The 25141-nt window shown below is 63.3% G+C and carries 19 protein-coding genes and 2 tRNA genes; 1 reads left to right on the forward strand and 20 read right to left on the reverse strand.

The window, feature by feature from the left end:
* Nucleotides 1-106: 106 nt before the first annotated feature.
* From ACX80E_RS13105 to ACX80E_RS13195, 19 genes are all read right to left on the reverse strand, one after another.
* The gene (locus ACX80E_RS13105) at nt 107-355 is read right to left on the reverse strand and encodes a DUF3188 domain-containing protein (RefSeq protein WP_459302436.1); all 249 of its coding nucleotides are present in this window, start codon (nt 353-355) and stop codon (nt 107-109) included.
* Nucleotides 356-395: 40 nt separating this feature from the next.
* Nucleotides 396-1340, reverse strand: coding sequence for a DUF2797 domain-containing protein (locus ACX80E_RS13110; RefSeq protein WP_459302437.1), 945 nt, complete (start codon nt 1338-1340; stop codon nt 396-398).
* 4 nt (nt 1341-1344) lie between these two features.
* Nucleotides 1345-2217 (reverse strand): HpcH/HpaI aldolase/citrate lyase family protein, encoded by an 873-nt coding sequence (locus ACX80E_RS13115; protein WP_459302439.1) that lies wholly within the window; start codon nt 2215-2217, stop codon nt 1345-1347.
* An 89-nt stretch (nt 2218-2306) separates the two neighbouring features.
* Nucleotides 2307-5519 (reverse strand): hypothetical protein, encoded by a 3213-nt coding sequence (locus ACX80E_RS13120; RefSeq protein WP_459302440.1) that lies wholly within the window; start codon nt 5517-5519, stop codon nt 2307-2309.
* A gap of 87 nt (nt 5520-5606) precedes the next feature.
* Nucleotides 5607-7181: a Na+/H+ antiporter gene (locus ACX80E_RS13125; protein WP_459302441.1), complete on the reverse strand. Its 1575-nt coding sequence runs from the start codon at nt 7179-7181 to the stop codon at nt 5607-5609.
* 10 nt (nt 7182-7191) lie between these two features.
* The gene (locus ACX80E_RS13130; RefSeq protein WP_459302442.1) at nt 7192-7857 is read right to left on the reverse strand and encodes an NAD(P)H-binding protein; all 666 of its coding nucleotides are present in this window, start codon (nt 7855-7857) and stop codon (nt 7192-7194) included.
* 132 nt (nt 7858-7989) lie between these two features.
* Nucleotides 7990-8063: transfer RNA gene (locus tag ACX80E_RS13135), tRNA-Met, on the reverse strand.
* A 63-nt stretch (nt 8064-8126) separates the two neighbouring features.
* Nucleotides 8127-8198, reverse strand: a tRNA-Thr gene (locus tag ACX80E_RS13140).
* Between the two features lie 254 nt (nt 8199-8452).
* Nucleotides 8453-10420 (reverse strand): DEAD/DEAH box helicase, encoded by a 1968-nt coding sequence (locus tag ACX80E_RS13145; protein ID WP_459302443.1) that lies wholly within the window; start codon nt 10418-10420, stop codon nt 8453-8455.
* A gap of 555 nt (nt 10421-10975) precedes the next feature.
* Complete coding sequence (locus ACX80E_RS13150; protein ID WP_459302444.1) at nt 10976-11638, reverse strand: MOSC domain-containing protein; 663 nt, start codon at nt 11636-11638, stop codon at nt 10976-10978.
* A gap of 34 nt (nt 11639-11672) precedes the next feature.
* Nucleotides 11673-13145 carry an MFS transporter gene (locus ACX80E_RS13155; protein ID WP_459302445.1) on the reverse strand — a complete coding sequence of 491 codons (1473 nt, stop codon included), beginning with the start codon at nt 13143-13145 and terminating at the stop codon, nt 11673-11675.
* Between the two features lie 46 nt (nt 13146-13191).
* Nucleotides 13192-13794 (reverse strand): helix-turn-helix transcriptional regulator, encoded by a 603-nt coding sequence (locus ACX80E_RS13160; protein WP_459302447.1) that lies wholly within the window; start codon nt 13792-13794, stop codon nt 13192-13194.
* A 90-nt stretch (nt 13795-13884) separates the two neighbouring features.
* On the reverse strand, nt 13885-14559 hold the full coding sequence (locus ACX80E_RS13165; protein WP_459302448.1) for a response regulator: 675 nt from the start codon (nt 14557-14559) through the stop codon (nt 13885-13887).
* A 10-nt stretch (nt 14560-14569) separates the two neighbouring features.
* A complete protein-coding gene (locus ACX80E_RS13170; protein ID WP_459302449.1) occupies nt 14570-17119 on the reverse strand; it encodes a DUF4118 domain-containing protein in 2550 nt (849 codons plus the stop codon).
* 3 nt (nt 17120-17122) lie between these two features.
* A complete protein-coding gene (gene kdpC, locus ACX80E_RS13175; RefSeq protein ID WP_459302450.1) occupies nt 17123-17719 on the reverse strand; it encodes a potassium-transporting ATPase subunit KdpC in 597 nt (198 codons plus the stop codon).
* A gap of 4 nt (nt 17720-17723) precedes the next feature.
* The gene (gene kdpB / locus ACX80E_RS13180; RefSeq protein ID WP_459302451.1) at nt 17724-19823 is read right to left on the reverse strand and encodes a potassium-transporting ATPase subunit KdpB; all 2100 of its coding nucleotides are present in this window, start codon (nt 19821-19823) and stop codon (nt 17724-17726) included.
* Nucleotides 19820-21475 (reverse strand): potassium-transporting ATPase subunit KdpA, encoded by a 1656-nt coding sequence (kdpA, locus tag ACX80E_RS13185; protein ID WP_459302452.1) that lies wholly within the window; start codon nt 21473-21475, stop codon nt 19820-19822. The genes kdpB and kdpA overlap by 4 nt, the downstream gene beginning before the upstream one ends.
* Nucleotides 21476-21484: 9 nt before the next feature.
* Nucleotides 21485-21577: a K(+)-transporting ATPase subunit F gene (gene kdpF, locus ACX80E_RS13190; RefSeq protein ID WP_459302454.1), complete on the reverse strand. Its 93-nt coding sequence runs from the start codon at nt 21575-21577 to the stop codon at nt 21485-21487.
* Nucleotides 21578-21799: 222 nt separating this feature from the next.
* Entirely contained in the window at nt 21800-22549 is a 750-nt protein-coding gene (locus ACX80E_RS13195; protein ID WP_459302455.1) for an SDR family oxidoreductase, read from the reverse strand.
* A 150-nt stretch (nt 22550-22699) separates the two neighbouring features.
* Here ACX80E_RS13195 and ACX80E_RS13200 point away from each other — a divergent pair, with 150 nt between their 5' ends.
* The gene (locus ACX80E_RS13200) at nt 22700-24127 is read left to right on the forward strand and encodes an amidohydrolase (RefSeq protein WP_459302456.1); all 1428 of its coding nucleotides are present in this window, start codon (nt 22700-22702) and stop codon (nt 24125-24127) included.
* A 102-nt stretch (nt 24128-24229) separates the two neighbouring features.
* On the opposite strand, the gene ACX80E_RS13205 is transcribed toward ACX80E_RS13200, so the two are convergent.
* The gene (locus tag ACX80E_RS13205; protein ID WP_459302457.1) at nt 24230-24922 is read right to left on the reverse strand and encodes a transglycosylase family protein; all 693 of its coding nucleotides are present in this window, start codon (nt 24920-24922) and stop codon (nt 24230-24232) included.
* Nucleotides 24923-25141: the final 219 nt, after the last annotated feature.

The raw sequence follows: 25141 nt of genomic DNA on the forward strand, positions 1-25141 counted from the left end.
CCCCCTACCCCCCCCCCCCCCCCCCTCCCTCCCCCCCCTCGTCCCCCCCCCCCCCCTCCCCCCCCCCCCCCCCCCCCCAGCGCCGTCTTTTCTGCTCCCGGGGTCGCTACTTGGCCTGGCTGCGCTTTTCGGCAGCCTTCAATTCCTTGCGGATGCTACGCCCGCGCAGGCCCATTGACGCCATGTGCGCCAGGAGGCCGACGCCGATGAACGGCAGGGCAACGAACGTCATGGCGGGTGTTGTTGTCACGGCACCGATCACAATGATCACAATGCCAATGAACGTCAGGCCCATACCGCCAAAAACAGCGCATTTATAGGCGGGCGGCGCGGTTTCCCAAAAGTCGTTAAGCACCACCCCAGTGTACGGGACGCGTTCGCGCAGACTTCTCGCCTTAGAAGAGCGATTCCTGCAACGCCGGCACCTCCGTGGCGTAGTCGCCCCAAGACACCTTGTGCCCCTTCAACGCCGAAAGATCCGCCACAAATGACACGCTTGAGTCATCCACGGCCACCAAAGCGTAGGGGCCCAGCATGGATACGAGCCGCATGCCGTGGGTGCCCGAGCCCAGCGGCTGCGGGTAGGCGACCCTGGGGGTGTTGGCTGTGATCGCGCCGGCGAAACTGCTTGGTTCCCACAGCTCATGGACAACCTCGAAGCCCTCCAGCGGGTGGGTTTGCAAAAACTCCCGTACGACGTCGGAGGTAGCCTGGTTGCCTGCCTCAAGGTGCGCTGTAGGCCGGGGTGAGAGCAGGGATGCCAGTTTGGCGGCCCCGCGGACAAATTGCGTCAAGCCCAGTTCCTTGGTTACCGCGTCTTCGAGCAGGCGCACCACGGCGCCGTCGCGGGCCAGCGCCACGTACTGCGCCACCACTGCACCCTGTTCAGCAAGGCGTCGCCATTTGCTCGGTTGCGAGGCTGTGCCCACCTTCGTGGTGCCGTCGGCAAACGTGGCAATGTACAGCCAGTGTGGCTGGGCCAAGTAGTCCCGCATTCCAGCCGGGGCATAGCCGCTGCGGTGAAAGTCGTGCATATGGCGTAGATCGTCCCGGGCAAAACAGGAACCGCATTGGAAGCCGCGCTCAGCCGCCTGCCCCGACGGGCAGCGACAATGCTGAGACTGACCAGCCCCCGCAACGCTGGTGTAGCCAAGACAATACCGGGCGGGAACGCCAGCCCCCGCGTGAACCCGAAACCGCAGCCACTGCCGAGCCGCCAGCGACACCAAGGCGTCGCCGTCGTCCGTGGTCAACGACAGCGAGGCCCCATCAGGCCCCCACGAGACGCCCCGGACCAGTCCGCCCTCAGGCACTGTCGGCTCGGCGCTGGCGGGATCCAACAGTTTAGAGCGCGGGCTGGACGCCGTAGGCGACGGCCAGTTTCATGATCTTCTCGGCCCGGCCCAGGCGGGGCAGGTCGGACCCGTCGCGGATTATGCCGCCGCGGGCGTTGAAGTCGTTCATGAAGTCGGTGGCCCAGGCCACGTCCGTGGGAGTGGGGCTGATGACTTCGTTGATGATGGTCGTCTGGTCCATGGCCAGGGCGAGCTTGCCGGTCATCCCCATGGAGACGGTGATGGCCGACTGTTCGCGCAGGATGGGGTGGTTGGTGCCCACCGTGGGGCCGTCAATGGGGCCGGGCAGGTTTCCGACGCGGCTGGCGACGACAAGCTTGGCGCGCGGGTAGGCCATGGCTTCGCGATCGGCCGACATTCCTGTGTCGCGGCGGAAGTCACCGGAACCGAAGGCCAAACGGAAGGCACCCTCGGCGCGGGCAATGTTGTTGGCTTCCTCGATGCCCAGGGCGGACTCCACCAGGGCCAGGACGCGTGTGTTGCCGTCGAGGCGGTGATACGTTTCCTTGACCTGTTCGGCCTGCTCGGTCTTGGCCAGCATGACACCCAGAAGGCCGGGGATGTTGCGCAAGCCGGCCACGTCGTCGGCCCAGAAGTTGGAGGAGACATCGTTGATGCGGACCCACGCCCGGCCGCCGTTGCGCAGCCAGTCAATGACGTCGCCGCGGGCGGCGTCCTTCTTTTTCGGGTCAACGGCGTCTTCAATGTCAAGGACGACGGCGTCGGCGCGTGATGCTGCCGCCTCGTCGAATATTTCCGGCCGGGTAGCGGGGACGAGAAGCCACGAGCGGGCAATTTCCGCCGGGATATTGCGGGTTCGGACGGGCTTGGAGACGGCTTCGTTACCAACGGTGCTAGACATATATCTACCGTATACGGACTGGCCCCCCAATGTCCTTGTGTCCACCCACAAAGCCGGGCATCTTTTACTAGTGCATTGCACCAGTGCCTCTACTTGCGCAGATAGTCGAGCAGCCGGGCGAAGGGTTCCATGTCACGGCCCTTCGCCGTGTCGGCCTCCGCGGCCATGGCCTTTTCAAGTTGTAGCTGGCTCATGTCCGACAACGACCAGCCCAGCGGCGCTGCAAGGGCAGGAACGCTATTGGGGGCCACTTCCACGACGGAACGATTGCCCAGCGCCTCCGCAACCGATTTGGCGGCGACGCTGCAAATGCTAGCGGCTTGACTGTCGGGGCACACGCTGGCGCTCGCCTCGAGGCGCTGGATCCACGCAGGCGCCCCTGACTGCAGTTCCTTGGCACCTTTGCCGATCAAAGGAACCATGAGTTCCGCGGCGGCCTTGGGTGCCCGTGCCACAATGTCCGATCCCGGAGAGTTTTGCAGGAACAGGAACACTGGAACCACGATCTCCGTTTTCGCGACCGTCTCCGTGCATCCATCAACCTCTTTCTTGGGGTCCTCTTTCGGCATGGTGGCAATCGCCACGACACACGCGTTGTGAGCCAGAACCGCCTTCTGCAGCACAGGCCACAGATCCGCGACAGTTCCCATCGCCGAGACTTCGGAGTAGCCACCGTCAATGAGCTGGAACCCGGGGTCCATTGGGCATTTCACACCACCTTTCCCGTCTGCAACCGCGGCCGCTGCCCGGCCACCCGGGGAAACGATGGGAAACCGGCCCGAGAGTAGGGTCGCTGTGGACCAACGGAGTTTCAGCGCGCATTGCGCCTCCTGGTCCAACAGATCCACCGATAGAGGGAATCCCTGCTGCGCTGTGCACTGAATTCCTTGTGGAGGCGCCCCGGTTGTGGTGACCGGAGCGGGAAGGTCCAGCTGGCTAATTACCACCCGGCATCCAGTACCGGTGTCCGTCGAATTCAGCAGGAGTGCCCCGGTGGGTCCAGCCTGGTCGGCACCAAAAGGGTAGGCCAGCTTGCCCGCCGACTGCTCCCACACCGATTCAACGAGGCCCGCCCTGTCATTCCAGGCCAGCAGCTCTTGGCCGGTTGCAGGGTCATTGAACTTTGTAGGGATCTTGAGACCCGTACTCGCCCCGACGATGTCGCCCACCAGTGCGCCGGTGACTGCTGCCGCCAACGGCCCCGATTGGGCCAGCTCCTTCATCTTCCCCACCGCGTCGACCCCGTACAACCGGCTCAGCGTCAGACCCAGAGATCCGCCGCTGACGCCCGACGACAAAATGACGGATCCGTTGGCGCAGCTATCCACCGGGGACAGCTTCTCAAAGGCCCGCACCGTCCAGCTGGCAGCTCGAATCCCTCCTCCTTCGGCTGCAACGAGGATCATGGGACGCACGCGCAGGTCCTGGGCAGTGCGTGCGTCCGCGTCGGACAGCCCCGATCCGTCGATAGCTTTTGTACAGGCAGACTTGTTCTTCAGCCACTCCCCCAGGCTACTTTCAACTGTGAGCCGTTGCTTCACCGAGTTAGTCCCCTCTGCCACCTTTGGGCTTGGACGCAAGTTGTGAAGATTAGTGGTCCCGCCAAAGGCTGTGCCAGCCAGCAAGGTGACAGCAATCAGTGTCAGTACGGGATTTGCCCTGAGCTTCATGCTGGCAAAGAGCCGCAGGGGCTTCTGCCCTTGCAATGACACCACCAGCAGGCCTATGACGACGGCCCACGCACCAACGAGCAGCGCCGCAGTCCCGGGCACACCCACCAAGCCGCTGGCCTGCACAGGCAGCACTGCAAAGAGAGCCAACACTGTGGTGAAGAAGACAAAAAGAACCACGGATCCGCTCGCGACTTCCGGGCCGGCCCACGCGCGTGGATCCATGAACTTCCCCCACGCCATGCGGTTCAGCAGCGCACCGATGGGGAATGCCAAAGCAGCTGTAAGGACTCCGACGATCCAGAAGGCCCAGGCCACTCCGATTTCATCATTCATGGCCTGACCCTGGGCCAGATGCAGCGCCAAGGGCGCCGTGAAGGACCTCACCAGGGATATTCCTGAAATGGCCAGGAACACCATGGCCAACACATCCCCGCAACGCCATGCATCCCAGGCGCGAAAGTAATCAGGGTTTTCGTATTGTGGAGTCGAAGCCTCACCAAGTCGTTTCTCGATGGCGAGACTCACGACAACTGCGAGGGTGGGAACAAGAAGGACTGCTATAAACGGCGCATCGACTGACCAATATTTATGGCCTGGAGTGAGGAGGGCTACAACAATAAACCCTACAGCCAGCAGTAGCGGGAGCACCATCCACAACTCATAGTGGGGCTTCTTGTCAGGAATGCTGCCTGGATTCCGACTCGTCAAATCGCGTGGAACATGGAAGATCTTCCAGATCAGTTCACTGCGCCGTCGACCCACAAAAAATATGCCAAAAACGACCACGAGGACTATGCAGCTCGTCACGAGGAAGGGAAGAATACCCGCCCCAATCCACGCCCTTTGGGTGTCCGGCAGCTGGTCATTGACACCTTCAATGGGCAACAATGCCAATGCCGCGATGAGCAGTATGGCAACGAGCGAGATCCTGTGAATGAAAAGCGCCCGCCACGTACGTTTCACAAGCCGAAAGAAGGACCTCCGCAACCGTGGATACGCAAAGGTGACTACAACTAGGCCAGCCAAGAACGCCCACTTCAATGTCGTCGCCACCAAGGCCACGGCTAACAAGCCCTGAACGGTCAGTGGTTCCGACGCGGGAGTCACCAAGACCTGGTGGAGGGTGCTGAGCTGAATCAAGCTCTCGGCTAGTTCACTGGCAAGAACGACGAAAACCAGGAAGCGAACCCAGCGCCGGCGCCAGAGCAGACGTAAGAGCAAGCCAGTGTAGAGGGCAGCAAAAAAGACATCAGCGATGAAATAGATGGCCAGCAGTGAAGCCACCTGGTCGCCGATGGCAGGGGTCCCCTGGATGGCTTCACCAGCTGCGAGGTCTGAACTAAAAGGCAGGCTGTGCCACACAGCCCAGTTTTCTTGGCCCAGGCGGGGATCGATTGCCTGGAGTGAGCTGGCGGAGGCGCTGCGGCCGGTTTCCGTGGCGGTGTCGGCAATGAGCCGATCCACCTCGGCCATGGCAATCCACACCGTCAGAGTCAGGACCGCCAGGGTTCCTGTCAACCATTTAGACATGCGGGCCCGAAACCATCGGGTCATGCGGCCCAGCTGCGCGTTCTCTCGTTCTGGAAGATCTGGCAGCGTGCCTGTGAACCAACTGACGAGTTCATTCATGACCGGCTCCTGACCCCGCAGAGAAACCAACACAGCATGTTGACTAAAGTGGACACCCGCCGCCATGCAACGTCAAGGATTGACTTTCTAGCTCTCCGGCATGATCATGGTGCGCAGATCCAGCTGGCGCAGCACCCTGTCCACCACCTCCGGGTCGGCCTCCGGTTCGCTGCGAGCGCTGAGGACCTCGGCCCGGGCCGCGTCCAGGGCGATGGTTTGCACGGCAATGGCCAACTCCCGGCCACGACGGCGGCGCTCGTCAGTGTCATCATTCTTCAGGCCGTCATCGAGGAGTTCCGCGTGCAGGCGCTTCATCTTGTCCTTGACCAGAGACAATTTCTCCGGTGGCAGGTTTTTGATGACCTCATTGTCCCGCAGTGCGGCAATCGCTGCCCCTTGGGCACGCAGGGCCAGCAGCTTGGCCGCCTCACGCTCCTCCACGCCGTCGTCGGTGGCTTTCAGGGCCCGCATGAGCCACGGCAGCGTGAGCCCCGGCAGCACCAGCGTGGTGAGCAGCACGGCGCAGGCGATGACGATGATCTCATGCCGCCCCGGGAATGCCTCCCCGGAGGGCAGCACGGTGGGAAGGGCCAGCGCCAAGGCCAACGTGGCCAGCCCGCGCATGCCACACCAGGTAAGAATGGTGACGTCCTTGATGCTGGTGGGCGGAAGGTCGCCGTCGTGCTTCTTGGACAGCAGCGCCAACAGGCCGAACCACAGGAACCGGACCACCATCACCAGAACACTGATGGCGACGGCCGCGTGCAGCATCCCCCAAATGGCTGAGCCTTCTTCCTTGATGACCACACGGACTTCCAAGCCCACCAAGCCAAAGGCCAGGCCCGTCACGAGCAGTTCAACCACGTCCCAGAAGGCGGCACGGGTGATGCGCTCGGTGGCGTCCTCCGCACGGGCATGGCGTTTGATCTCCAATGCTGTGACCACCACGGCTATGACGCCCGAGGCGTGGACTTCCTCGGCCAGGATGTACGCGGCGAAGGGAACAATGAGGGTCACGGCGCTGCGAGCCACGGAGGAGGTGATGAGTTTGGTGATCACCCCCGTCACCCAGCCCATCAGCATGCCAACTGCCACGGCAATGACGGCACCGAGCAGGAATTTTCCCACCACACCGGCACCTAACGGCTCGCCGTCCATGGTGCTGGCCACGGCGGCTTGGAAGATCACGATTGCTGCCGCGTCGTTAAACAAGCCCTCACTTTGCAGGACTGTGATGAGTCTGCGCGGCATATGCACCCGCCCGGCAACCGATTCCACGGCCACCGGGTCCGGCGGAGCACACATGGCGCCCAGGGCGATGGCTGCCGGGATGCCAATACCCGGGATCAACAGCCACGCGGCACCGGCCACCATGGCCGTGGAAACCACCACTAAGGCAACCGCCAGCATGATGATGGTGCGCCAGCGGACCCGGAACACCGCCCAGGAGCTTTTCTGCGCAGTGGCAAACAACAAGGGCGGGAGGAAGATGGGCAGGATCAGCTCGGGGTCGATCCGCAGATCCGGGAACCCCGGAATGAACGTCAGCGCCCCCGCCATGATGAGCATGAGCACCGGGTAGGGCAGCTTGAGCCGGTCCCCCACGCCGACGGCAACTACTGTGGCGAAAAGAAGACCAATGATGAGTACAAGCTGTTCCACGCCCCTTATTTTACGGGGTCAACGCCACCTCAATGGGAACATCCCCGTCGGTGAACTCAATGGTGCGCATGATGGTCTTCGGGTCCGCCAGCACAGCGGCCGCCACCAGGGCAACGTTGGCCCGGGAGGTGTTGGTTGACTCAGCGGCGTTGCGCTCCGCCGCCGGGGTGGGGTCGATCAACCCGGTCGGTTCGGCCAGGGTAAGGGCTCCCGGGGCCAGGACTGTCCAGGCAAGGGTCGTGGAATGCAGGTGCGCGTCGGCAGCAGCCTTGGCTTGGGCATAGGCGAAGAAGCTGTTCTCCGGCGGCACCCCGTGGTCTGTCCGGGCGCCCAGGTAGGAGACCATGACGTAGCGCGGCACATCAGCCATGGACGCCGCATCCATGGTCGCGATGGCTGCGTCCCGATCCACCGCGTAGGTGCGTTCGGGGCCGCCACCGCCAGCACCGGCGGACCAGATGACGGCGTCCTGGCCGGTGAAGAGGTCGGCGAGTTCGGCAACCGAGGAGGATACGACGTCGTGCACCACAGGTGTGGCACCGGTGGCTGCGACGGCGTCGATCTGGGCGGCATTGCGGATCACCGAGGTGACTTCCATGCCTGCATCCTTGAGCAGCGGCGCCAGCAGCAGGGCAATTTTCCCGTGTCCGCCAATGATGAGAACCTTGTTCGGCATTTGTGCGCTCCTTTGTATCCTTCCCTGCGGAAGGCCGTGACGAGAGGTATGGCTACAGTTGGCGACCCCCGGTAAAACAAAAAACCCGTAGTCGCCAGGCCATCTGGCCCAAGACTACGGGTTTTCTTGCTGTAGCGGCACCGAGACTCGATCTCGGGACCTCACGATTATGAGTCGTGCGCTCTAACCAACTGAGCTATGCCGCCATAAATGAGATTGGCCCGTGCCCCCCGGACAAAACCGTCTTGACACGAGCCTTCTCATTTGCGAGCCCCCCACCGGAATCGATCCGGTGACCTCGTTCTTACCAAGAACGCGCTCTACCACTGAGCTAGGGGGGCAACGAGAGAATACATTACCAGTGGATTTGCCGGATGTGAAATCGAGAGAGGCGGAACGCTCTCCGAGCGGCGTGGCCGGCGCATATTCCGCTTCTGAAGCCGAGAATTTGGCGGAAAAATCCTCTACAAATCAAGGCATTTCACCGCGTCAACGACTTACGCATGACTTGCGTCACATGGATGTTCAGGCAAGAAAAGGGCCGGTTATCGCACAGGATAACCGGCCCTTTTTCTAGTGCCCTAGGGCGTGGTTGTTACCACTTGCCCTTGCTGTTGAAGCTCTGGCCACCTTCGTGACGGGGACGGCGGTCGCCGCCACCGTGACCTGTGTGGCTCTGGCCACGGTCGGCGCTGAAGCCGCGGTCAGCGCCGCGGTCAGCGCCACGGTCTGCACCGCGGTCACGGTCGCCGCGGAAGCCGCCGCTGCGGTCGCCGTCGAACTTCTTCTTGAAACCACCCTGGCCGCGGTCGGTGCGCTCTTCACGGGCCTTGTAAGGTGCTCCGGCGCTGGCGCCGCCACCGGAGGGGCGACGGCCCTTGTCCAGTTCAAGGTTGATGAGCTCGCCGCTGATGCGGGTCTTGCTCAGTGCACGCCACTGGTCCTTGCTCAGCTCAGCCGGCAATTCCACCAGGGTGTGATCGGCGCGGATGTCAATGCCGCCGATCTGCGCGGAGGACAGGCCACCTTCGTTGGCAATGGCACCAACGATGGAGCCGGGCATGACGCGCTGGCGACGGCCTACTGCGATGCGGTAGGTTGCGTTGCCCTCGGTCAGGGTGCGGGTCGGCCCGCGGGAGCCGAAGCCGTCCTTGGAGCGTTCCTTCTTCTGGTATTCCGGTGCTGCCGGCAGGTCGTTGACCAGCAACGGCTGACCACCCTGGGCCATAACGGCCAAGGCGGCTGCAATCTCCGATGCAGGCACGTCGTGCTCCTGCTCGTAGCTTGCGATCAGGTCGCGGAACTTGGCCACGTCCTGGCTGGCAAGCGTTTCGGTGATCTTCTCAGCGAACTTGCCCATGCGCAGCGAGTTGATGGTCTCCGCCGACGGCAGGTGCATCTGGTCCACCGGCTGGCGGGTGGCTTTCTCGATGGCGCGCAACAAGTACTTCTCACGGGGAGTCATGAACAAGATGGCGTCACCTGAACGGCCGGCACGTCCCGTACGGCCAATGCGGTGCACATAGGACTCGGTGTCGTGCGGGATGTCGTAGTTGATCACGTGAGTGATGCGCTCAACGTCAAGACCACGGGCGGCAACATCTGTTGCCACCAGGATGTCGATCTTGCCGTCGCGGAGAGCCTCAATGGTGCGCTCACGCTGCTGCTGCGGGATGTCACCGTTGATGGCGGCAGCCTGGAAGCCGCGTGCCTTCAACTTGTCGGCGAGGTCCTCGGTGGCCATCTTGGTGCGCACGAACGCGATGACGCCTTCGAAGTTCTCAACCTCGAGCACGCGGGTCAGGGCATCGAGCTTGTGCGGGCCCATGACCTGCAGGTAGCGCTGGCGGGTGTTGGCGCCCGTGGTGGTCTTGGACTTTACAGTCACCTCGGCCGGGTTGTTCAGGTACTGCTTGGAGATGCGGCGGATCTGGCCAGGCATGGTGGCGGAGAACAGGGCAACCTGCTTTTCCTTCGGCGTCTGGGACAGGATCTGCTCCACGTCCTCAGCGAAGCCCATGCGCAGCATCTCATCGGCTTCATCCAATACCAAGTACTGCAGGTTGGACAGGTCCAAGGAACCCTTGGAGAGGTGGTCGATGACGCGGCCGGGGGTACCGACAACAACCTGTGCGCCGCGGCGCAAACCGGCCAGCTGGGGGCCGTAAGCCGAGCCACCGTAGACGGGCAGTACGGAGAAGTTGTCCATGTACTTGGCGTACGAGGTGAAAGCCTCAGCAACCTGCAGCGCCAATTCACGGGTGGGTGCCAAGACCAGGATCTGGGTGTCCTTGGTGGGACCGTTGAGGTCCATCAGCTCAGCCATGCGGGACAGGGCGGGGACGGCGAATGCTGCAGTCTTACCGGTACCGGTCTGTGCCAAACCAACAACGTCGCGGCCCTCAAGCAGCAACGGAATGGTGGCGGCCTGGATGGGTGAGGGCTTCTCGTAGCCAACGTCGCGCAGGGCAGACAGCACACGGCCGTCAATACCCAAGTCGGCGAAAGTAGTTTCGTTTTCTTCCACGGCGTCGGGGGAAGTTTCTGTCAAGTTTTCGGGCATGGTCAAACTGTCCTCATTCATAGGGCCAAGCGGCTAGGAAAGCCGCAGTGGAGGAAATCCAGCCGCTACTCGGCATCCCGGGCAGGATCTCGCGCCATGTAGTGCGCCGTTGGTACGGCCGCCGATGTTGTAAAAACCAACACCGCATGACGTTTCTTTGCCGGCAATCCCCTATGAACGCTACTTGCCCGCACAAAAACATTGCGGGCCCCAAACACTTCAGGCTCCTGCCTCAAAAATTGGGCAGAAATAAAAGGAGATACCGGAGTGGGGGATATTTAAATTGTAGTGCATACACTACCGCCGCGATACAGCTAACGTCGATGCCGGTCAGTGAGGTTGGGCACATGCCCTCCAAGGGCATACTCCGGCCTGCCTGACTGGGGGCTGGCGTTGCGCATGGCCCCATGTCAGTTTGCTTGTGCGCACCGTTGTTGCCGGTCATTGCGCCAGTGCCGAAGCTGCGCCCCCATTGACTGTCAATGGCGCGCAGCTTCGGCACTGGCAATCAGTCTAATGACGCCCATCACCGTCTCAACGGTGAGTCCGGTGAGCTTAAGCGTTTTTTTGCACTATCCGCTCGAAGCGGGGCCAATAATGGGCGCTCAAGGCCAATTCCCCTGCGTCGTGCAGGCCCTGCAGCGTGTTCACGTCCTGGACAGTGGGGTCGCTGAAGAACTTGCCCACAGTGATCCCGTGGCTGGGCACGTGGTCAAGAGCAATGGTGTCACCGGCTTGGGCCGTGCCGCGCTCCAGCACCCGCAAATACGTGCCCACCCGCCCGGCAGCGGTGAAGCGCTTGACCCACTGCGGCTCAGCCATGCGCTCCCCGAAGGTGACACAAGGGACGCGTGGAGCCGTGACCTCCAGCAGAGCCTTGCCAATCCGCCAGCGCGTCCCAATCACGGCGCCAGTGGTTTCGATGCCCTGCGTGCGCAGGTTCTCGCCAAAGAGTCCCGGCGGAATCGGGCGTCCGAGCTCGGCACTCCAGTAGTCCGCGTCTTCCTGCGAATAGGCGTAGACCGCCTGATCGGGTCCGCCGTGATGCTCGGTGTCGCCCTGCACGTCACCAAAAACGCCGAAGGTCCGCAGGCTGACGGGCCCCGCAATGGGGCGTTTGTCGATGGCTGTGACACCAAAACCTGTTGCCGTGGTGATCAGCTGGTGGACCCGGCAAATGGCAAGCAAGGAACCGGTCCGTGGCGTGGGGGTAGTCATGCTTTAACCCTAGGACACGATGCCGCCACCATTTTTAGGCTTCCACCCACTCGGCATCAAATTCCTCGGCGGGGTCTGCTTCCGAGGCCCACCGTGGCAGGAACGTTGCCGCAATGGAGGCCAGGACCATCCCCCCGGCCATCCACCACATGGTGAACGTGAAGCCGTCGATGAAGACTGCCGACTGGCTGGCGGCCGTGCTGGTTTCCAGCGAATTGAAGAAGATGGTGCCAATGATGGCGACGCCCAGGGCGCCGGCGAGTTGGCTGGTGGTGTTGAACAGGCCTGAGGCGCTGCCAGCAAACTTGGTGGGCACCTCGGAGAGCACGAAGATGCCCACGGGCGCCACCACCATGCCGAAGCCTGCACCGCTGAGGGCGAGCCCCGCCACCAGGTGCCACGGGGTCACGGCCGCGCCCGCTGCATGAACCGTGACGATCAGGACCACGAAGCCCACGGCAATGACCAGCGGCCCCAACTGCAACACCACACGGCCAATCTTGCGGGCCAGTATGGTCGCGGAGATGCCGGCCAGGACCGGAACCATGATGGAGAACGGGATCATGGTCAGCCCGGCCTTCAGGATGGGGTAGTCCAGGCCCAGCTGCAGAAACAAGGTCTGAATCAGGAAGAAACCGTTCATGGGGATGAAGAACAAGAACATCATGGCGATGCCGGCAGCAAAGGGGCGGCTCTTGAACAAGGACACGACCACCAGCGGCTCGCCACCGTTCCTTTCCTCGCGGCGCTGCAACAACACAAAGCCGACCAGCACCAGAAGCCCAAAGGCCATCATCAGGAACGTCCACAGCGGCCAATTCTCCTCCCGACCCATGGTGAGCGGGTAGAGGATGGCCAGCATGCCCACGGCAAGAATCACGACGCCGGACAGGTCAAGTTTGTGCCGCACGGGTGCCACGGACTCGGGCACGTACTTGACGGCACAAATGACCGCGAAGATGCCCACGGGGATGTTGACGAAGAAGATGGTGCGCCAGCCCCAGCCGAAAATGTCGGCGTCGGTCAAGATGGCGCCCAGGATGGGGCCGGAAACGGCGGCAACCCCGGCAAGTGCGGAGAATCCTGCCATGGCGCTGGCCCGCTCGGAGGGCTTGTACATGACCTGAAGGCTGGAGAGCACCTGCGGGATCATGGCCGCCGAGGCAAAGCCCTGCAGAGCGCGTGAGGCGATGAGCATTTCCGGGTTCATGGCCATGCCACACAACACGGAGGCCGCGGTGAAGATCACCAGACCGATGATGAAGGTTTTCTTGCGGCCATAGATGTCACCGACCCTGGAGCCCGTGATCAGGCCAATGGCCAACGCCAGCGTGTAGGAGGCCACCATCCACTGCAACTGTGCACTGTTGGCACCGAAGGACCGTTCAATATCCGGCAGTGCAACGTTGACAATGGTGGCGTCCAAAAGCTCCATGAAGGAGGCCATGAACAGTGAGATCAAGGCTATGGTGCGTGCCCGCCCGATGGGTGGTGCAGTGGTTTTCATGCGTGCTTCCTCGTCAAGTGGTGGTGTATTACGTTCTGTGGCAGCGCTATGGCTGCGGTTCGTGTGCCTTGGACAGTGCGGCGAGGGATTCCCGGCTCCATGTCATGGCGCCGGACTCCAACTCGGTCACGACGTCGTCCAGAAATTCCAGTTCCGTGGTGCGCGTGCGGACCATGAGTTCGGCGTCCAACAGGACCACGCGGGGCAGAAAGTCAGTCAGGGCCGCCAACTCACCTTCCAGCTGGGCCACGTCCACGGCCAGCGCCTGCCGGCGGGTGCGCAGCAGCCCGGCCAGCTCGCCGGGCTCAAGCACCGGCACATGGGCCAGTGCGGCAAGGAATTCCGGGAAGACAGGCTTGGGCACGGACAGCATTTCGGTGAGCCAGCTGTGGGCGGCGGCGCGGCCGGCGTCGGAAATTTCATAGACGGAGCGTTCAGGCCGGGAGCCGTCCCGTTCAATCTCCGCGACGCGGATCAGGCCGTCGCGAGTGAGCCGTTCAATGGTGCTGTAAAGGCTGGCGCGTTGACTAACGTTGACAACCTTGTCCTTGCCGCGCAGGGTGATGAGCTGCTGCATGCGGTAGGGGTGCATGGGCATTTCCAGCAGCAGCGTGAGCACAGCAAGCGCCAGGGGCGAACGTTTTGTCATAGTCATAATCTTACTAATTGATTTATGACTACATAAGGCCCCGGTAGTGGCTACGTTTTGTGGGTTTGCTCACCCCGGCAGCAGGGGCAGCTAGGGTGCGAACCGGTACCCCATGCCCGCTTCCGTGAGCAGATGCGCCGGATTGGCGGGGTCGTCCTCGAGTTTGCGCCGCAGCTGCGCCATGTAAACCCGCAGATAGTGGGTTTCCTTCGCATACGCCGGGCCCCACACAGCGGTCAGGATTTGTTGCTGACTCACCAGGCGGCCGGGGTTGCGGACCAAAAGCTCCAGCACACTCCACTCGGTGGGTGTCATCCGCACCGCCTCACCGTGCCGGAAGACTTGCTTGTTGGCCAGGTCCACGGTGAATTCTGCCGTCTCCACGCGCGGCTCGGCCGTCTGCGAACCGGAACGCCGCGTCGCCGCCCGCAGCCTGGCCAGCAATTCATCCAGGCCGAACGGTTTTGTCACGTAGTCGTCGGCACCGGCATCCAGCGCCTCCACCTTGTCGTGCGACCCATGCCGGGCCGAGAGCACAATGATGGGCACCTCGGTCCAGCCGCGAAGCCCGGCGATCACCTCCAAACCGTCCATGTCCGGCAGACCCAGGTCAAGGACGACGACGTCAATCGCCTGGGTTTGGGCGGCGGCTAACGCTGCGGTCCCGTTGGGGGCCGGCACCACCGTGTATCCGTGGGCGTGCAAATTGATTTGCAGGGCACGTAAAATCTGGGGTTCGTCATCTACTACCAAAACCGTTGTCAAGATTCAATCCTCAAAGTGTTTTCGTAATCCCTGTGGAGAGCGGCATCCTGATGATCACAGTCAACCCGCCGCCGGGCGTTTGTGCCGCCTCCAGCACACCGCCCATAATCTCGGTGAAACCCTTGGCAACGGCCAACCCCAGGCCCACACCAGTGCCGCCCTGCGGACCGTAGGAGACGTCGTCGAGCCTTTGAAAGGGCTTGAACATGGCCATGACGTCGGCCGCCGGGACACCCTTGCCATGATCCACGACGCGCAGTTCGCTGGCCGGGTAGCCGTTGATCGTGGCGCTGCCGCTGCCGCCGATGGAGCCCACCACAACGATTTCCGAGCCTGGGGCATACTTGACGGCGTTTTCGACAATGTTGGCAATGACCCGCTCCAACAGGCCCGGATCGGCGTCGATGGCAGGCATATTGGGTGGCAGTTCCCGGCGCACCCGCCCCGCGGGGACGCCGTGCAAGGCTGCCGGCAGCACTTCCGCCCATGTCACCGGGCCCACCACCGGGTGGACCATTTGGGCGCTCAGGCGGGACATGTCCAACAGGTTGCCCACGAGCGCCTCCATCCTGTCCGAGTAGTGCTCAATGGTGCCCAACAGCTCGGCCTCGTCCTCGGGGCTGAACGTCACAGCTGTTTGGCGAAGGCTGCTGACGGCCAGTTTGATCCCGGCCAGGGGCGTGCGCAAGTCGTGGGAGACCGCCCGCAAAACAGAGGTCCTGATGTTGTTGTCCTGGCTCAATTGCTGATTCTCCCGTTGCGTGACACTGAGCGCCTCGCGTTGTTCAAGGGCGAGCAGGTGTGCCCCAAATGCGCTCAGCAAGCGCCTGTCACTGGCTGGTAGAACGCGCCCGGAAAGGCCCAGCATCCAGTGCTCGGACACCTCCTCAAGAGTGTCTGCCTGCTCGGGGATTTGCGCCGGCTCATCCCCCACGGCGGCCTCCATTCGCCAGCCCTTGCCTTCCTGGGCCGCCCCGGAGGCGGTGTTGCGGAACAGGACCACCGAGCGCATCGCGAAATGGTCCCTGACCTGTTCCAGAAAAACCTGCACGGTGTCTTGGGAGGCAAGGATGCCACGGGCCAGTTCACTCAAGGTGGCGGCTTCCGCCCCGGCCCTGATGGCTTCCCGCGAGCGCCGGGCGGATTGATCCACGGCCAACGCAACAGCCACCGCCACCAGCAAGAAGATGGCCAGTGACAGCAGGTTCTCCAGGCTGCTGATGGTCAGGGTTCGCACAGGTGGTGCGGAGAAATAGTTCAGCAGCAGGCTCCCCCACACGGCTGCCAGCACGGCAGGCCACAGGCCGCCGATCAGGGCAACAGCAATTGCCGCCGCCAACTGGACCACCATGGTGGTTTGCAGGCTCAACGGTCCCGTGCACAACTCCACCAGGACGGGCAGCACCACGGCAAGAATGAATCCTGCAACGACGCGTTTCTTGTTCAGCTCGCCGCGGTTGCGCACGGTACCACCGGACCCGCTCAAGGGGTGCGGCACCATGTGCACGTCAATGTCACCGGCGTCGCGCACCACCCTGGCCCCCACACCGGCGCTGTTGAGGAATCCCAGGCGTGGTTTGCGCCGCGAGGAACCAATGACTATTTGGGTGGCACCCACATTCTTGGCAAAATCCAGCAGCGCCTGCGCGGGGTCCGAGCCACCCACAAAATGGTATGTCCCGCCAAGGTCCGTGACCAGCTGCCGCTGCGCTTCAAGGGCCGACGGCGCGTCCCCGGCAACGCCGTCGGACCGGGGCACGTGCACGGCCAGCAATTCCCCGCCACTGACCCGGCTCAAGATGCGGGCGGCGCGGCGCAGCAGCACCTCACCAACGGGTCCGCCCGGCAGCCCCACCACAACGCGTTCACGGGTGGGCCAGCTGGTGGCGATACCGTGGCTTTCCCGATAGGCGGCAACACCCTCTTCCACCCTGTCGGCAAGCCACAGCAACGCCAGTTCACGCAGCGCCGTGAGGTTGCCGAGCCGGAAGTAGTTGGCCAGTGCGGCGTCCACCTTGTCGGCGGCATACACGTGGCCCGTGCTGAGCCGCTGGCGCAGCAGCTCCGGCGGGATGTCCACCAGTTCTATTTGATCGGCCCGGCGCACCACGTCATCGGGCACTGTTTCCTGCTGGCGGACACCGGTAATGGTTTCCACCACGTCCCCCAGGGAGGCCAGGTGCTGGACGTTGACGGTCGAGTACACATCGATGCCGGCGGCCAGCAGCTCCTCCACATCCTGCCAGCGTTTGGCGTTGCCCGCCCCCGGAATGTTGGAGTGGGCGTACTCATCGACCAAGGCCAGCGCCGGACGCCGCGCCAACAGGGCAGCGACGTCCAGCTCCTCGAAATCGGTGCCACGGTAGTTGATAGTCCGGGCCGGGATGACTTCGAGCCCGGCAAGTTGCGCCCGGGTTTGTGCCCGGCCGTGGTCAAGGACAATTCCCGCCACCACGTCAACACCTGCCGCGGCTTGGGCATGACCTTCCTCCAGCATGGAGTAGGTTTTACCCACACCGGGGGCTGCGCCCAGGAAGATCCGCAAGATGCCGCGCGTCATAGTTTATTCTCGCAGGCCTGTGGCAGTTTTCTGCACAGCACCCAGGGCAGCATTCAAGGTGGTGGTGTTCACCGCTGGTTGGCCCAGGAAAGCGTTCACCCCGGCGCTGGTGTTCTTGGCAATCAACTCCTTCACGGCCGCCTCGCTGAGCCCGTTGGCGGCAGCCACCCGCGGTACTTGCAAGGCCGCGTACGCCGGCGAAATGTCAGGATCCAGCCCCGAACCACTGGCCGTCACCGCGTCGAGGGGCACGGTGGCAGGTGCCACCTTCTCCCGCTCAGCCACCTCGGCCCGGTTGGTGGCCATCGCCTCCACCAGGGCCGCTTGGTTGGGCCCCAGATTGGTGGCCGATGACGCGGCCGGGTCCCAGTCCACAGCCGAGGGCCGCGGAAAGAAGTGGGCGGTGCCGGTGACAGGCTGGGCCAGCAGCGACGAACCCGCGACCTGGCCACCCACCGTAATAATGGAGCCGTTGGCCTGGGCTGGGGCAAGAACTTGACCCAGCCCAAAGACCAGCACCGGATAGGCCAGCCCCAACACGAGCGTGGCGCACAGCAGGAACCGTAAAGCAGTGAAAAGTTGACGTCCGTAAGCGTTCATTGTGCTAACCAATCGTGGGGATGAGAGAGACCAACAGGTCGATGAGCTTGATGCCGATGAACGGGGCAATGACGCCGCCCAGGCCAAAGATGAGCAAGTTCCGGGACAGGGCACTGGCCGCCGAGACGGCCCTGTACTTCACCCCGCGCAACGCCAGCGGGACCAGCGCAACAATGACAAGCGCGTTGAAGATCACCGCTGACAAGATCGCACTCTCCGGTGAGGAGAGCCCCATGATGTTCAACAGGCCCAGCCCGGGGAACGTGGCGGCAAACAACGCCGGCACAATGGCAAAGTACTTGGCCACGTCGTTCGCCACCGAAAAGGTGGTCAGCGAACCGCGCGTGATCAGCAACTGCTTGCCAATGCCCACAATGTCAATCAGCTTGGTGGGGTCCGAATCCAGGTCCACCATGTTGGCCGCTTCCTTGGCCGCACCGGTGCCTGAATTCATGGCCACACCCACATCCGCCGCGGCCAGGGCCGGGGCATCATTGGTGCCATCCCCCGTCATGGCCACCAGACGCCCCGCCTCCTGCTCAGCCCTGATCACAGCCAGCTTGTCCTCGGGGGTGGCCTCGGCAACAAAGTCATCCACCCCGGCCTCGGCAGCAATCGCAGCGGCCGTGATCTTGTTATCCCCGGTGATCATGATGGTTTTGATGCCCATGGCCCGCAGTTCGGCGAACCGTTCCTTCATGCCGGGCTTGACCACATCAGCCAGATGCACAACACCCAGAACCTGCGCGCGCTCGCCGTCGTAGGTGGCCACCAGCAGCGGGGTGCCCCCTGTCCCGGAGATTTTGCGCACCGCCTCTTCGAGTTCCTGGGGCAGGAACCCGCCGCGTTCGGTCACATAGCGTTCGACGGCGGACGCGGCCCCCTTGCGCACCTCCAGGACCGCATGGCCCGGGTTGGCAGGATGCCCCACCGGCAAGTTCAGCCCGCTCATGCGGGTGACTGCGCTGAACTCGATGACATCAACATCCGGGGTCAGTGCCGCGGTGGCGTCCTGTCCCTTCACCGCATCCCCCACAGCCAGCTCGACGATGGAGCGGCCCTCGGGTGTCTCGTCTGCCAAGGAGGACAAGCGTGCCGACTCGATGAGCACGTGCTGGTTCACGCCGTCGGCCGCCACGAAGGCAACGGCGCGACGGTTGCCGTAGGTGATGGTGCCTGTCTTATCCAACAGCAACGTGGTGATGTCGCCGGCGGTTTCCACCGCCCGGCCGGAGGTGGCCAGGACGTTGCGTTGGATCAGCCTGTCCATGCCTGCGATGCCGATGGCCGGCACCAGGGCGCCAATGGTGGTGGGGATCAGGCAGACCAGCAAAGCCACCAGAACCACCGGTGTGGGTAGTGCGTTGGCGAAGTTCGCCAGCGGCGCCAGCGTCATGACGCCGACCACGAACACGATGGTCAGCGAGGCCAACAACACGTTCAATGCGATTTCATTGGGCGTCTTTTGCCGGGTAGCGCCTTCGACCAGGGAGATCATCCTGTCCAGGAACGTCTTGCCGCTGGCCGCTGTGATGCGGATGACGATCCTGTCGGAGAGCACCATGGTCCCGCCCGTGACGGAGCTTCTGTCCCCGCCGGATTCGCGGATCACCGGCGCCGATTCGCCTGTGATGGCGGATTCGTCCACGCTGGCCAGGCCCTCGATGACGTCACCATCACTGGGGATAAGATCCCCTGCTTCACAGATGACCACATCGCCCACGGCCAAGTCGGTGCCGGGCACCAGCTCCTCGGCATAGTCGTCGCCGCCGCCGGACTGGCCGGCCGGCACCAAGGCGCGTGTCCGGCGTCGTGCCATGACGGAGGTGCGAGCGGAACGGAGACTGTCGGCTTGCGCCTTGCCCCGGCCCTCGGCAATGGCCTCGGACAAGTTGCCGAACAGCACAGTCAGCCAAAGCCACACTGTGACAATGAGGGAGAACACTGCCGAGGAGGAGCCAATGACCAGCTGTTGGATGCTGACGGCCGTGCAGACAATGGAACCGATCAGCACGGTGAACATGACTGGCGAGTGGATCATTTGGCGAGGATTGAGCTTGCGGAAGGCCAGGGGCAGCGCCGCAATCGTGTTGCTTGGGTTCATTTCAGCAGTCCTTCAGCAGCCGGGCCCAGGGCGAGCGCCGGGAAGTAAGTAAGTGCGGTCAAGATCAGGGCGATGCCGCCCAGCAGCACGGCAAAGAGCGGACCGTGCGTGGCGAGGGTTCCCGTTGTGGCAGGGGTTTTACGTTGCTTCGCCAGGGAGCCGGCGAGCGCCAAGACCAGGGCTATGGGCAAGAACCGGCCAATGAACATGGCCAGCGCCAGCAAGGTGGCCAGGCCGGGACCTGAACTGGTGATGCCGCCAAATGCTGAGCCGTTGTTGTTGGCAGCCGAGGTGAACGCGTACAAGATTTCGCTGAAGCCGTGCGGGCCCTCGGCGGGCGCCGCAGCCGCCAAGGCGGGGATGGATACCGTGATGGCGGTTCCCAGCAGCACCAGCGTGGGGGTGACCAGGATGTACAGGGCCACCAGCTTCATCTGGGGTGCACCGATCTTCTTGCCCAGGAACTCGGGGGTGCGCCCCACCATGAGGCCGCCGATGAACACGGCCACCACTGAGAGCATCAGCATCCCGTAGAGTCCGGAGCCCACGCCACCGGGAGCAATCTCGCCCAGCATCATATTGAGCATGGCCAGCCCGCCGGCCAGGGGTGGGAGGGAATCGTGGGCCACATTCACGGCGCCGGTTGAGGTCAGTGTGGTGGCTGTTGCGAACAAGGCGCTCGGGGCAACGCCTAGACGTTGCTCAAATCCTTCGCCGACGCTGGTGCCGCTGCCACTGAAAGCAGCTATGGCCCACGCCATCAAGGAGGTGGAGATCAGCCAGAACGCCACCATGACAGTGAGCACTGTGTAGCCTTGGCGTTTGTCGCCCACCATGCGTCCGTACATGGCCGGCAGCGAGAACGGGATGACCAGGATCAAGAGAACCTCGAACAAGCTGCTGAAGGCTGTGGGGTTTTCAAAGGGGTGGGCCGAGTTGGCGTTGAAGTAGCCGCCACCGTTGGTGCCCAGGAGTTTGATGGCTTCCTGCGAGGCGACCGGACCCCCTGGAACGATTTGTTGAGCGCCCGTGACCAGCGTGTGGATAGCGGTGCCACCCCAGTTTTGGATGACGCCTGTGACCATCAGGACCACTGCGCCAACAACTGCCAGCGGCAGCAACACCCGCAAGGTGCCGCGTGTCAGGTCAACCCAAAAGTTGCCAAGGTTACTGGTTTGGGCCCTGGTGATGCCGCGGATCAGGGCCACCACGACAGCCAGTCCCACGGCTGCACTGAGGAAGTTTTGCACGGCGAGCAGCAGCATCTGGACGCCAAAGCCGAGCGTTGCCTCAGGCGCATACGTTTGCCAGTTGGTGTTCGTCACAAAGGAGACGGCGGTGTTCATGGCAACCCATGGGTCCACAGCACCCAACCCCTGGTTGAACGGCAGGATCCCTTGCAGCAGCTGGCCGAGGAACAGCACCACGATGGAAACGATGCTGAACGCCAGCAGCGAGCGCAGGTACACCTTCCAGTGCTGGTCGCTCTGGGGGTCAATGCCGGAGAGCTTGTACAGTCCGCGTTCCACCGCCACATGTTTGTGGCTGGTGAACGTTGCCGCCAGGTATTTTCCCAGCGGTTGATGGGCGGCGGCCAGCACCACTACTAATACGGCCAGCTGGGTGGCCAGCGAGAAGACGTTAAGGTCCATGGTGTCCGCTCACCACTTTTCGGGGCGGATGAGGGCAGTCAGCAGGTATACCAGCAAGGCAAGCCCCACCAGCCCCAAAACAAGCCACGTCAGTAAAACCACGACAAACCTACTTTCACAATGTGCGTTGATGTCTTGCCTCAATCGCACACCCGTGACGTGGGTTTGATGCCTGTTTTTACGCGTTCTTTACGCCGTCCTTGGCAATCTTGACGGCTTCATGACAGCCGGCCGGTTTGTGTCTGCGCATCGTTGGCGGTGGATGCGGCGCAGCCCTGAAAGTGGCGCAGGATTCGGCATGGACCGCGCGCAGGCATCTTGTGATTACGCCGAGAAGCCGCCGTCGGCCTTGATCAGCTGGCCGTTGACCCACCGCCCGCCCGGGGAAAGCAGGAACGCCACGGTGGGCGCCACATCAGCCGGGGTGCCCAGCCGCCCGCCCGGGTGCAGCGCGGCCAAGGATTCGCGCGTTGGCGCATCCATCCAGCCGGTGTCCACGGGGCCGGGATTGAGCACGTTGGCGCTGATGCCCTGCCCGGCCAGTTCGCGGGCAGCGGCAATGACGATCCTATCCAGTGCGCCCTTGGACGCCCCGTAAGGCACGTTGAACGCCACGTGGTCACTTGTCAGCGCAACTATGGCGCCGCCGTCGGCCGGGGCTTGCCGGGCAAAGGCGGCAATCAGCTGCCAGCTGGCGCGGGTATTGACGGCAAAATGCCGCTCAAAACTCTCCAACGAGGTGTCCAGTATCCCGGAGTCCACCGATTCACAGTGCGAAAGCACCATCGCGCTCAACGTCCCGGCCCGCTGCGCAATGTCCGCCATCAGCCGCTCGGAACCTGACGGGTCGCCCAGGTCTGCCGGCAGCGTCCACACCCGTGAGCCCGCCGCCTCAAGCTCCGCGGTGAGAGTGCTGATGTCTTCTGGCTGTTCACCCCAGGGCATGCGCTCGTCATACTGTTGCCAGTAGTTCAGGACAAGGTCCCAACCATCGGCGGCGAGGGCTCGCGCGATCCCGGCGCCGATGCTCACAGTGCGGCCCACACCCGTTATCAAGACAGTCTTCTTCTGCATCGCCTCAGCCTAACTGTGGGGCCCTGAAGTTATGCGCTGAACTGGTGGTGAGTCCCGCGCACCCGCTACGTCAGGCTGGCGCGTACCTCACGGGGCAGCAGTAGACGCTGTAGCTTGGAGGAGTCCACCATTGCTTAGCGAAAGGCCGTCATGACACCCTCATTGCCCACACCGAAGCCCGGCGGAACCTCACAGGGCGGCTTTGTGCCGGGGCGTGTCACGCGCAGGGCGGCCGCACCCGCGGGAAAGCCCGGCGCCATACCGGCTCCGACACAGCCGGGCAAGGCAGGCAAGCCGGGCAAGGCGGGCAAGAAGCAGGCCACGGCGGCAACCCCCGCCAAGTCTGCCGAAAACACTGCCTCGATCAGTGCCACCATTCGCGAGGCAGCCGCCGCCGCGAAACGACGGGTCCTGGCCATCACGAATGCTCATGTGGTCCCCGTTGAGGGCGAGCCGTTCACCGGGACAGTGCTGGTCGACGGCGGCAAGATCGTAGGTCTTGGCGCGTCCCTTGCCGTCCCCGAGGGTGCGGACATTCTCGACGCCAAGGGTCAGTGGTTGCTGCCCGGTTTCATCGACGCCCACGTGCATTTGGGCATGGACCCCGAAGGCGAGCTGGAGTCCACCAGCGACGTCAACGAGATGACTGATCCGGTCATGGCGGCCGTCCGCGCCATCGACGCGGTGGATCCCTTTGACCCGGGCTTTGATGACGCGCTGGCCGGCGGAGTGACTGCCGTCAACGTGAACCCCGGCTCCGGAAACCCCATCGGCGGGCTGGCTGTGGCCCTCCACACTCATGGCCGGTACATCGAGGAAATGGTGCTGCGCTCCCCCAGCGGCTTGAAATCGGCCCTGGGCGAGAATCCCAAGAGTGTCTACGGTGAAAAGAAGCAGACTCCCTCCACCCGCCTCGGCACAGCATTGGTGATCCGCCAAGCCTTCATGGCGGCGCAAAACTGGCTGGCGTTGCCGGAGCCCCGCCCCCGCGACGCCCACATGGAGGCCCTGTCCATGGTGCTGCGGCGCGAGATCCCGTGGCGCCAGCACTGCCACCGCGCCGACGACATCGCCACAGCCATCCGTTTAGCCGACGAGTTCGGCTATGAGCTGGTCATTGACCACGGCACGGAGGCCCATGTGCTGGCCGATGTACTGGCCTCCCGCGGCACCCCGGTGCTGATCGGTCCGCTGTTCACCAGTAAGTCCAAGCCCGAACTGCGGGGCAGGTCCCTTGCCAACCCGGGCAAGCTGGCAGCGGCCGGCGTCGAAATTTCCATCATCACCGACCACCCTGCTGTCCCCATCAACTTTCTGGTCCACCAGGCCACCTTCGCGGTGCGGGAAGGCCTGGACAGGGACACAGCCCTGCGGGCCATCACCCTCAACCCGGCCAAGGTGCTGGGTCTGGGCGACAGGATTGGCTCGCTGAAGGTGGGCAAGGATGCCGACCTGGTGCTGTGGAGCGCGGATCCCTTGGACGTCATGGCTCGGGCGGTGCGGGTGTTCATCGGCGGCAAACAGGTTTACACCTACGACGTCGGCACCCGGGCAGGCGCCGCGGCCTCTCGCGTGTAGGAGCCCAACAAAAAACCGACCCGCAGAAAACGCCGAAAATCACGGGAAAACCGTGAATTTTCGGCGTTTTCTGCGGGTCAGATTGTCTTGGGGCAGTGTTTATCAGGCCGGGAGCTGCAGCACAGCGCCGGTGAAGATGAGGTCGGGATGGATCACTGTGTCGGCATTTGCCTGGAACAGCGTCTCCCAACCACCCTCGATGCCCAGCTTGTCGGCAATGATGCTCAAGGTGTCGCCGGACTCGATGGTGTAGGTCTCGCCACTGAGCGCGACCTCAACAGCGGCCGGTGCCTGTGCGGCGGGGGCCTCTGCAGCGGGAGCCTGCTCCACTGGTGCCTGCTGGAGCGGCACCTCGACTGGGGCCTGCTCTATGGGTGCTACCTCAGCGGACTGTGCAGCGACTGGCGCAGGTGCTGCCGGAACGGCTGCGGGTGAATAAGCTTCCCCGCCGCCACCGCTCAAGCCAAGCTGTGCGGCGCAGGAAGGCCATGCTCCCCAGCCTTGGCCAGCCTGGACGCGTTCTGCCACGGCGATTTGCTGCTCGCGGGAGGCACTCTCCGGTGCCCCGGTGCCGCCGAAGGCAGCCCAGGTGCTGGGGGTGAACTGCAGCCCGCCGGAGAACCCGTTGCCTGTGTTGATGGCCCAGTCGCCGCCGCTTTCACACTGCGCCAAGGAATCCCAGGTGCCGCCGTCGGCCGCATTGGCCCCGGTTCCGGCAACTGCCAGCCCGCCCCCGGCGAGGGCACCGATGGCCAAAACGCGGCCGATATTGCGTGTAATTGTAGAGTTTTTCATGGATGCGTTCTCCCAAAGGCCACCTGCGCTCCATCCGTCCCCGGACATCCGTGCGCCACCGTCCAACCTATAGATATGGAGGTTGTTTCCGAGACCTTCCGCATGACGGTGTGCGGTGTTGGAAGGTCCGGGCATTCGTGGGGCAAAAAAGTGCCACCCGCCCCGTAGGGCATGATTAACCATACGTCGAAACCAAATCGATACACAAATCAGTCAAGT

This window comes from Arthrobacter sp. TMN-49, assembly GCF_054511095.1.

Excerpts from the sequence above, each read along its gene's own strand:
- ACX80E_RS13160 (WP_459302447.1), bottom strand. The coding sequence starts at position 13,794 with ATGACAAAACGTTCGCCCCTGGCGCTTGCTGTGCTCACGCTGCTGCTG.
- ACX80E_RS13130 (WP_459302442.1), bottom strand. The coding sequence starts at position 7,857 with ATGCCGAACAAGGTTCTCATCATTGGCGGACACGGGAAAATTGCCCTG.
- kdpC (WP_459302450.1), bottom strand. The coding sequence starts at position 17,719 with ATGAACGCTTACGGACGTCAACTTTTCACTGCTTTACGGTTCCTGCTG.
- ACX80E_RS13145 (WP_459302443.1), bottom strand. The coding sequence starts at position 10,420 with ATGCCCGAAAACTTGACAGAAACTTCCCCCGACGCCGTGGAAGAAAAC.
- kdpB (WP_459302451.1), bottom strand. The coding sequence starts at position 19,823 with ATGAACCCAAGCAACACGATTGCGGCGCTGCCCCTGGCCTTCCGCAAG.
- ACX80E_RS13205 (WP_459302457.1), bottom strand. The coding sequence starts at position 24,922 with ATGAAAAACTCTACAATTACACGCAATATCGGCCGCGTTTTGGCCATC.
- kdpA (WP_459302452.1), bottom strand. The coding sequence starts at position 21,475 with ATGGACCTTAACGTCTTCTCGCTGGCCACCCAGCTGGCCGTATTAGTA.
- ACX80E_RS13150 (WP_459302444.1), bottom strand. The coding sequence starts at position 11,638 with ATGACTACCCCCACGCCACGGACCGGTTCCTTGCTTGCCATTTGCCGG.
- ACX80E_RS13120 (WP_459302440.1), bottom strand. The coding sequence starts at position 5,519 with ATGAATGAACTCGTCAGTTGGTTCACAGGCACGCTGCCAGATCTTCCA.
- ACX80E_RS13115 (WP_459302439.1), bottom strand. The coding sequence starts at position 2,217 with ATGTCTAGCACCGTTGGTAACGAAGCCGTCTCCAAGCCCGTCCGAACC.
- ACX80E_RS13195 (WP_459302455.1), bottom strand. The coding sequence starts at position 22,549 with ATGCAGAAGAAGACTGTCTTGATAACGGGTGTGGGCCGCACTGTGAGC.
- ACX80E_RS13155 (WP_459302445.1), bottom strand. The coding sequence starts at position 13,145 with ATGAAAACCACTGCACCACCCATCGGGCGGGCACGCACCATAGCCTTG.
- ACX80E_RS13200 (WP_459302456.1), top strand. The coding sequence starts at position 22,700 with ATGACACCCTCATTGCCCACACCGAAGCCCGGCGGAACCTCACAGGGC.
- ACX80E_RS13170 (WP_459302449.1), bottom strand. The coding sequence starts at position 17,119 with ATGACGCGCGGCATCTTGCGGATCTTCCTGGGCGCAGCCCCCGGTGTG.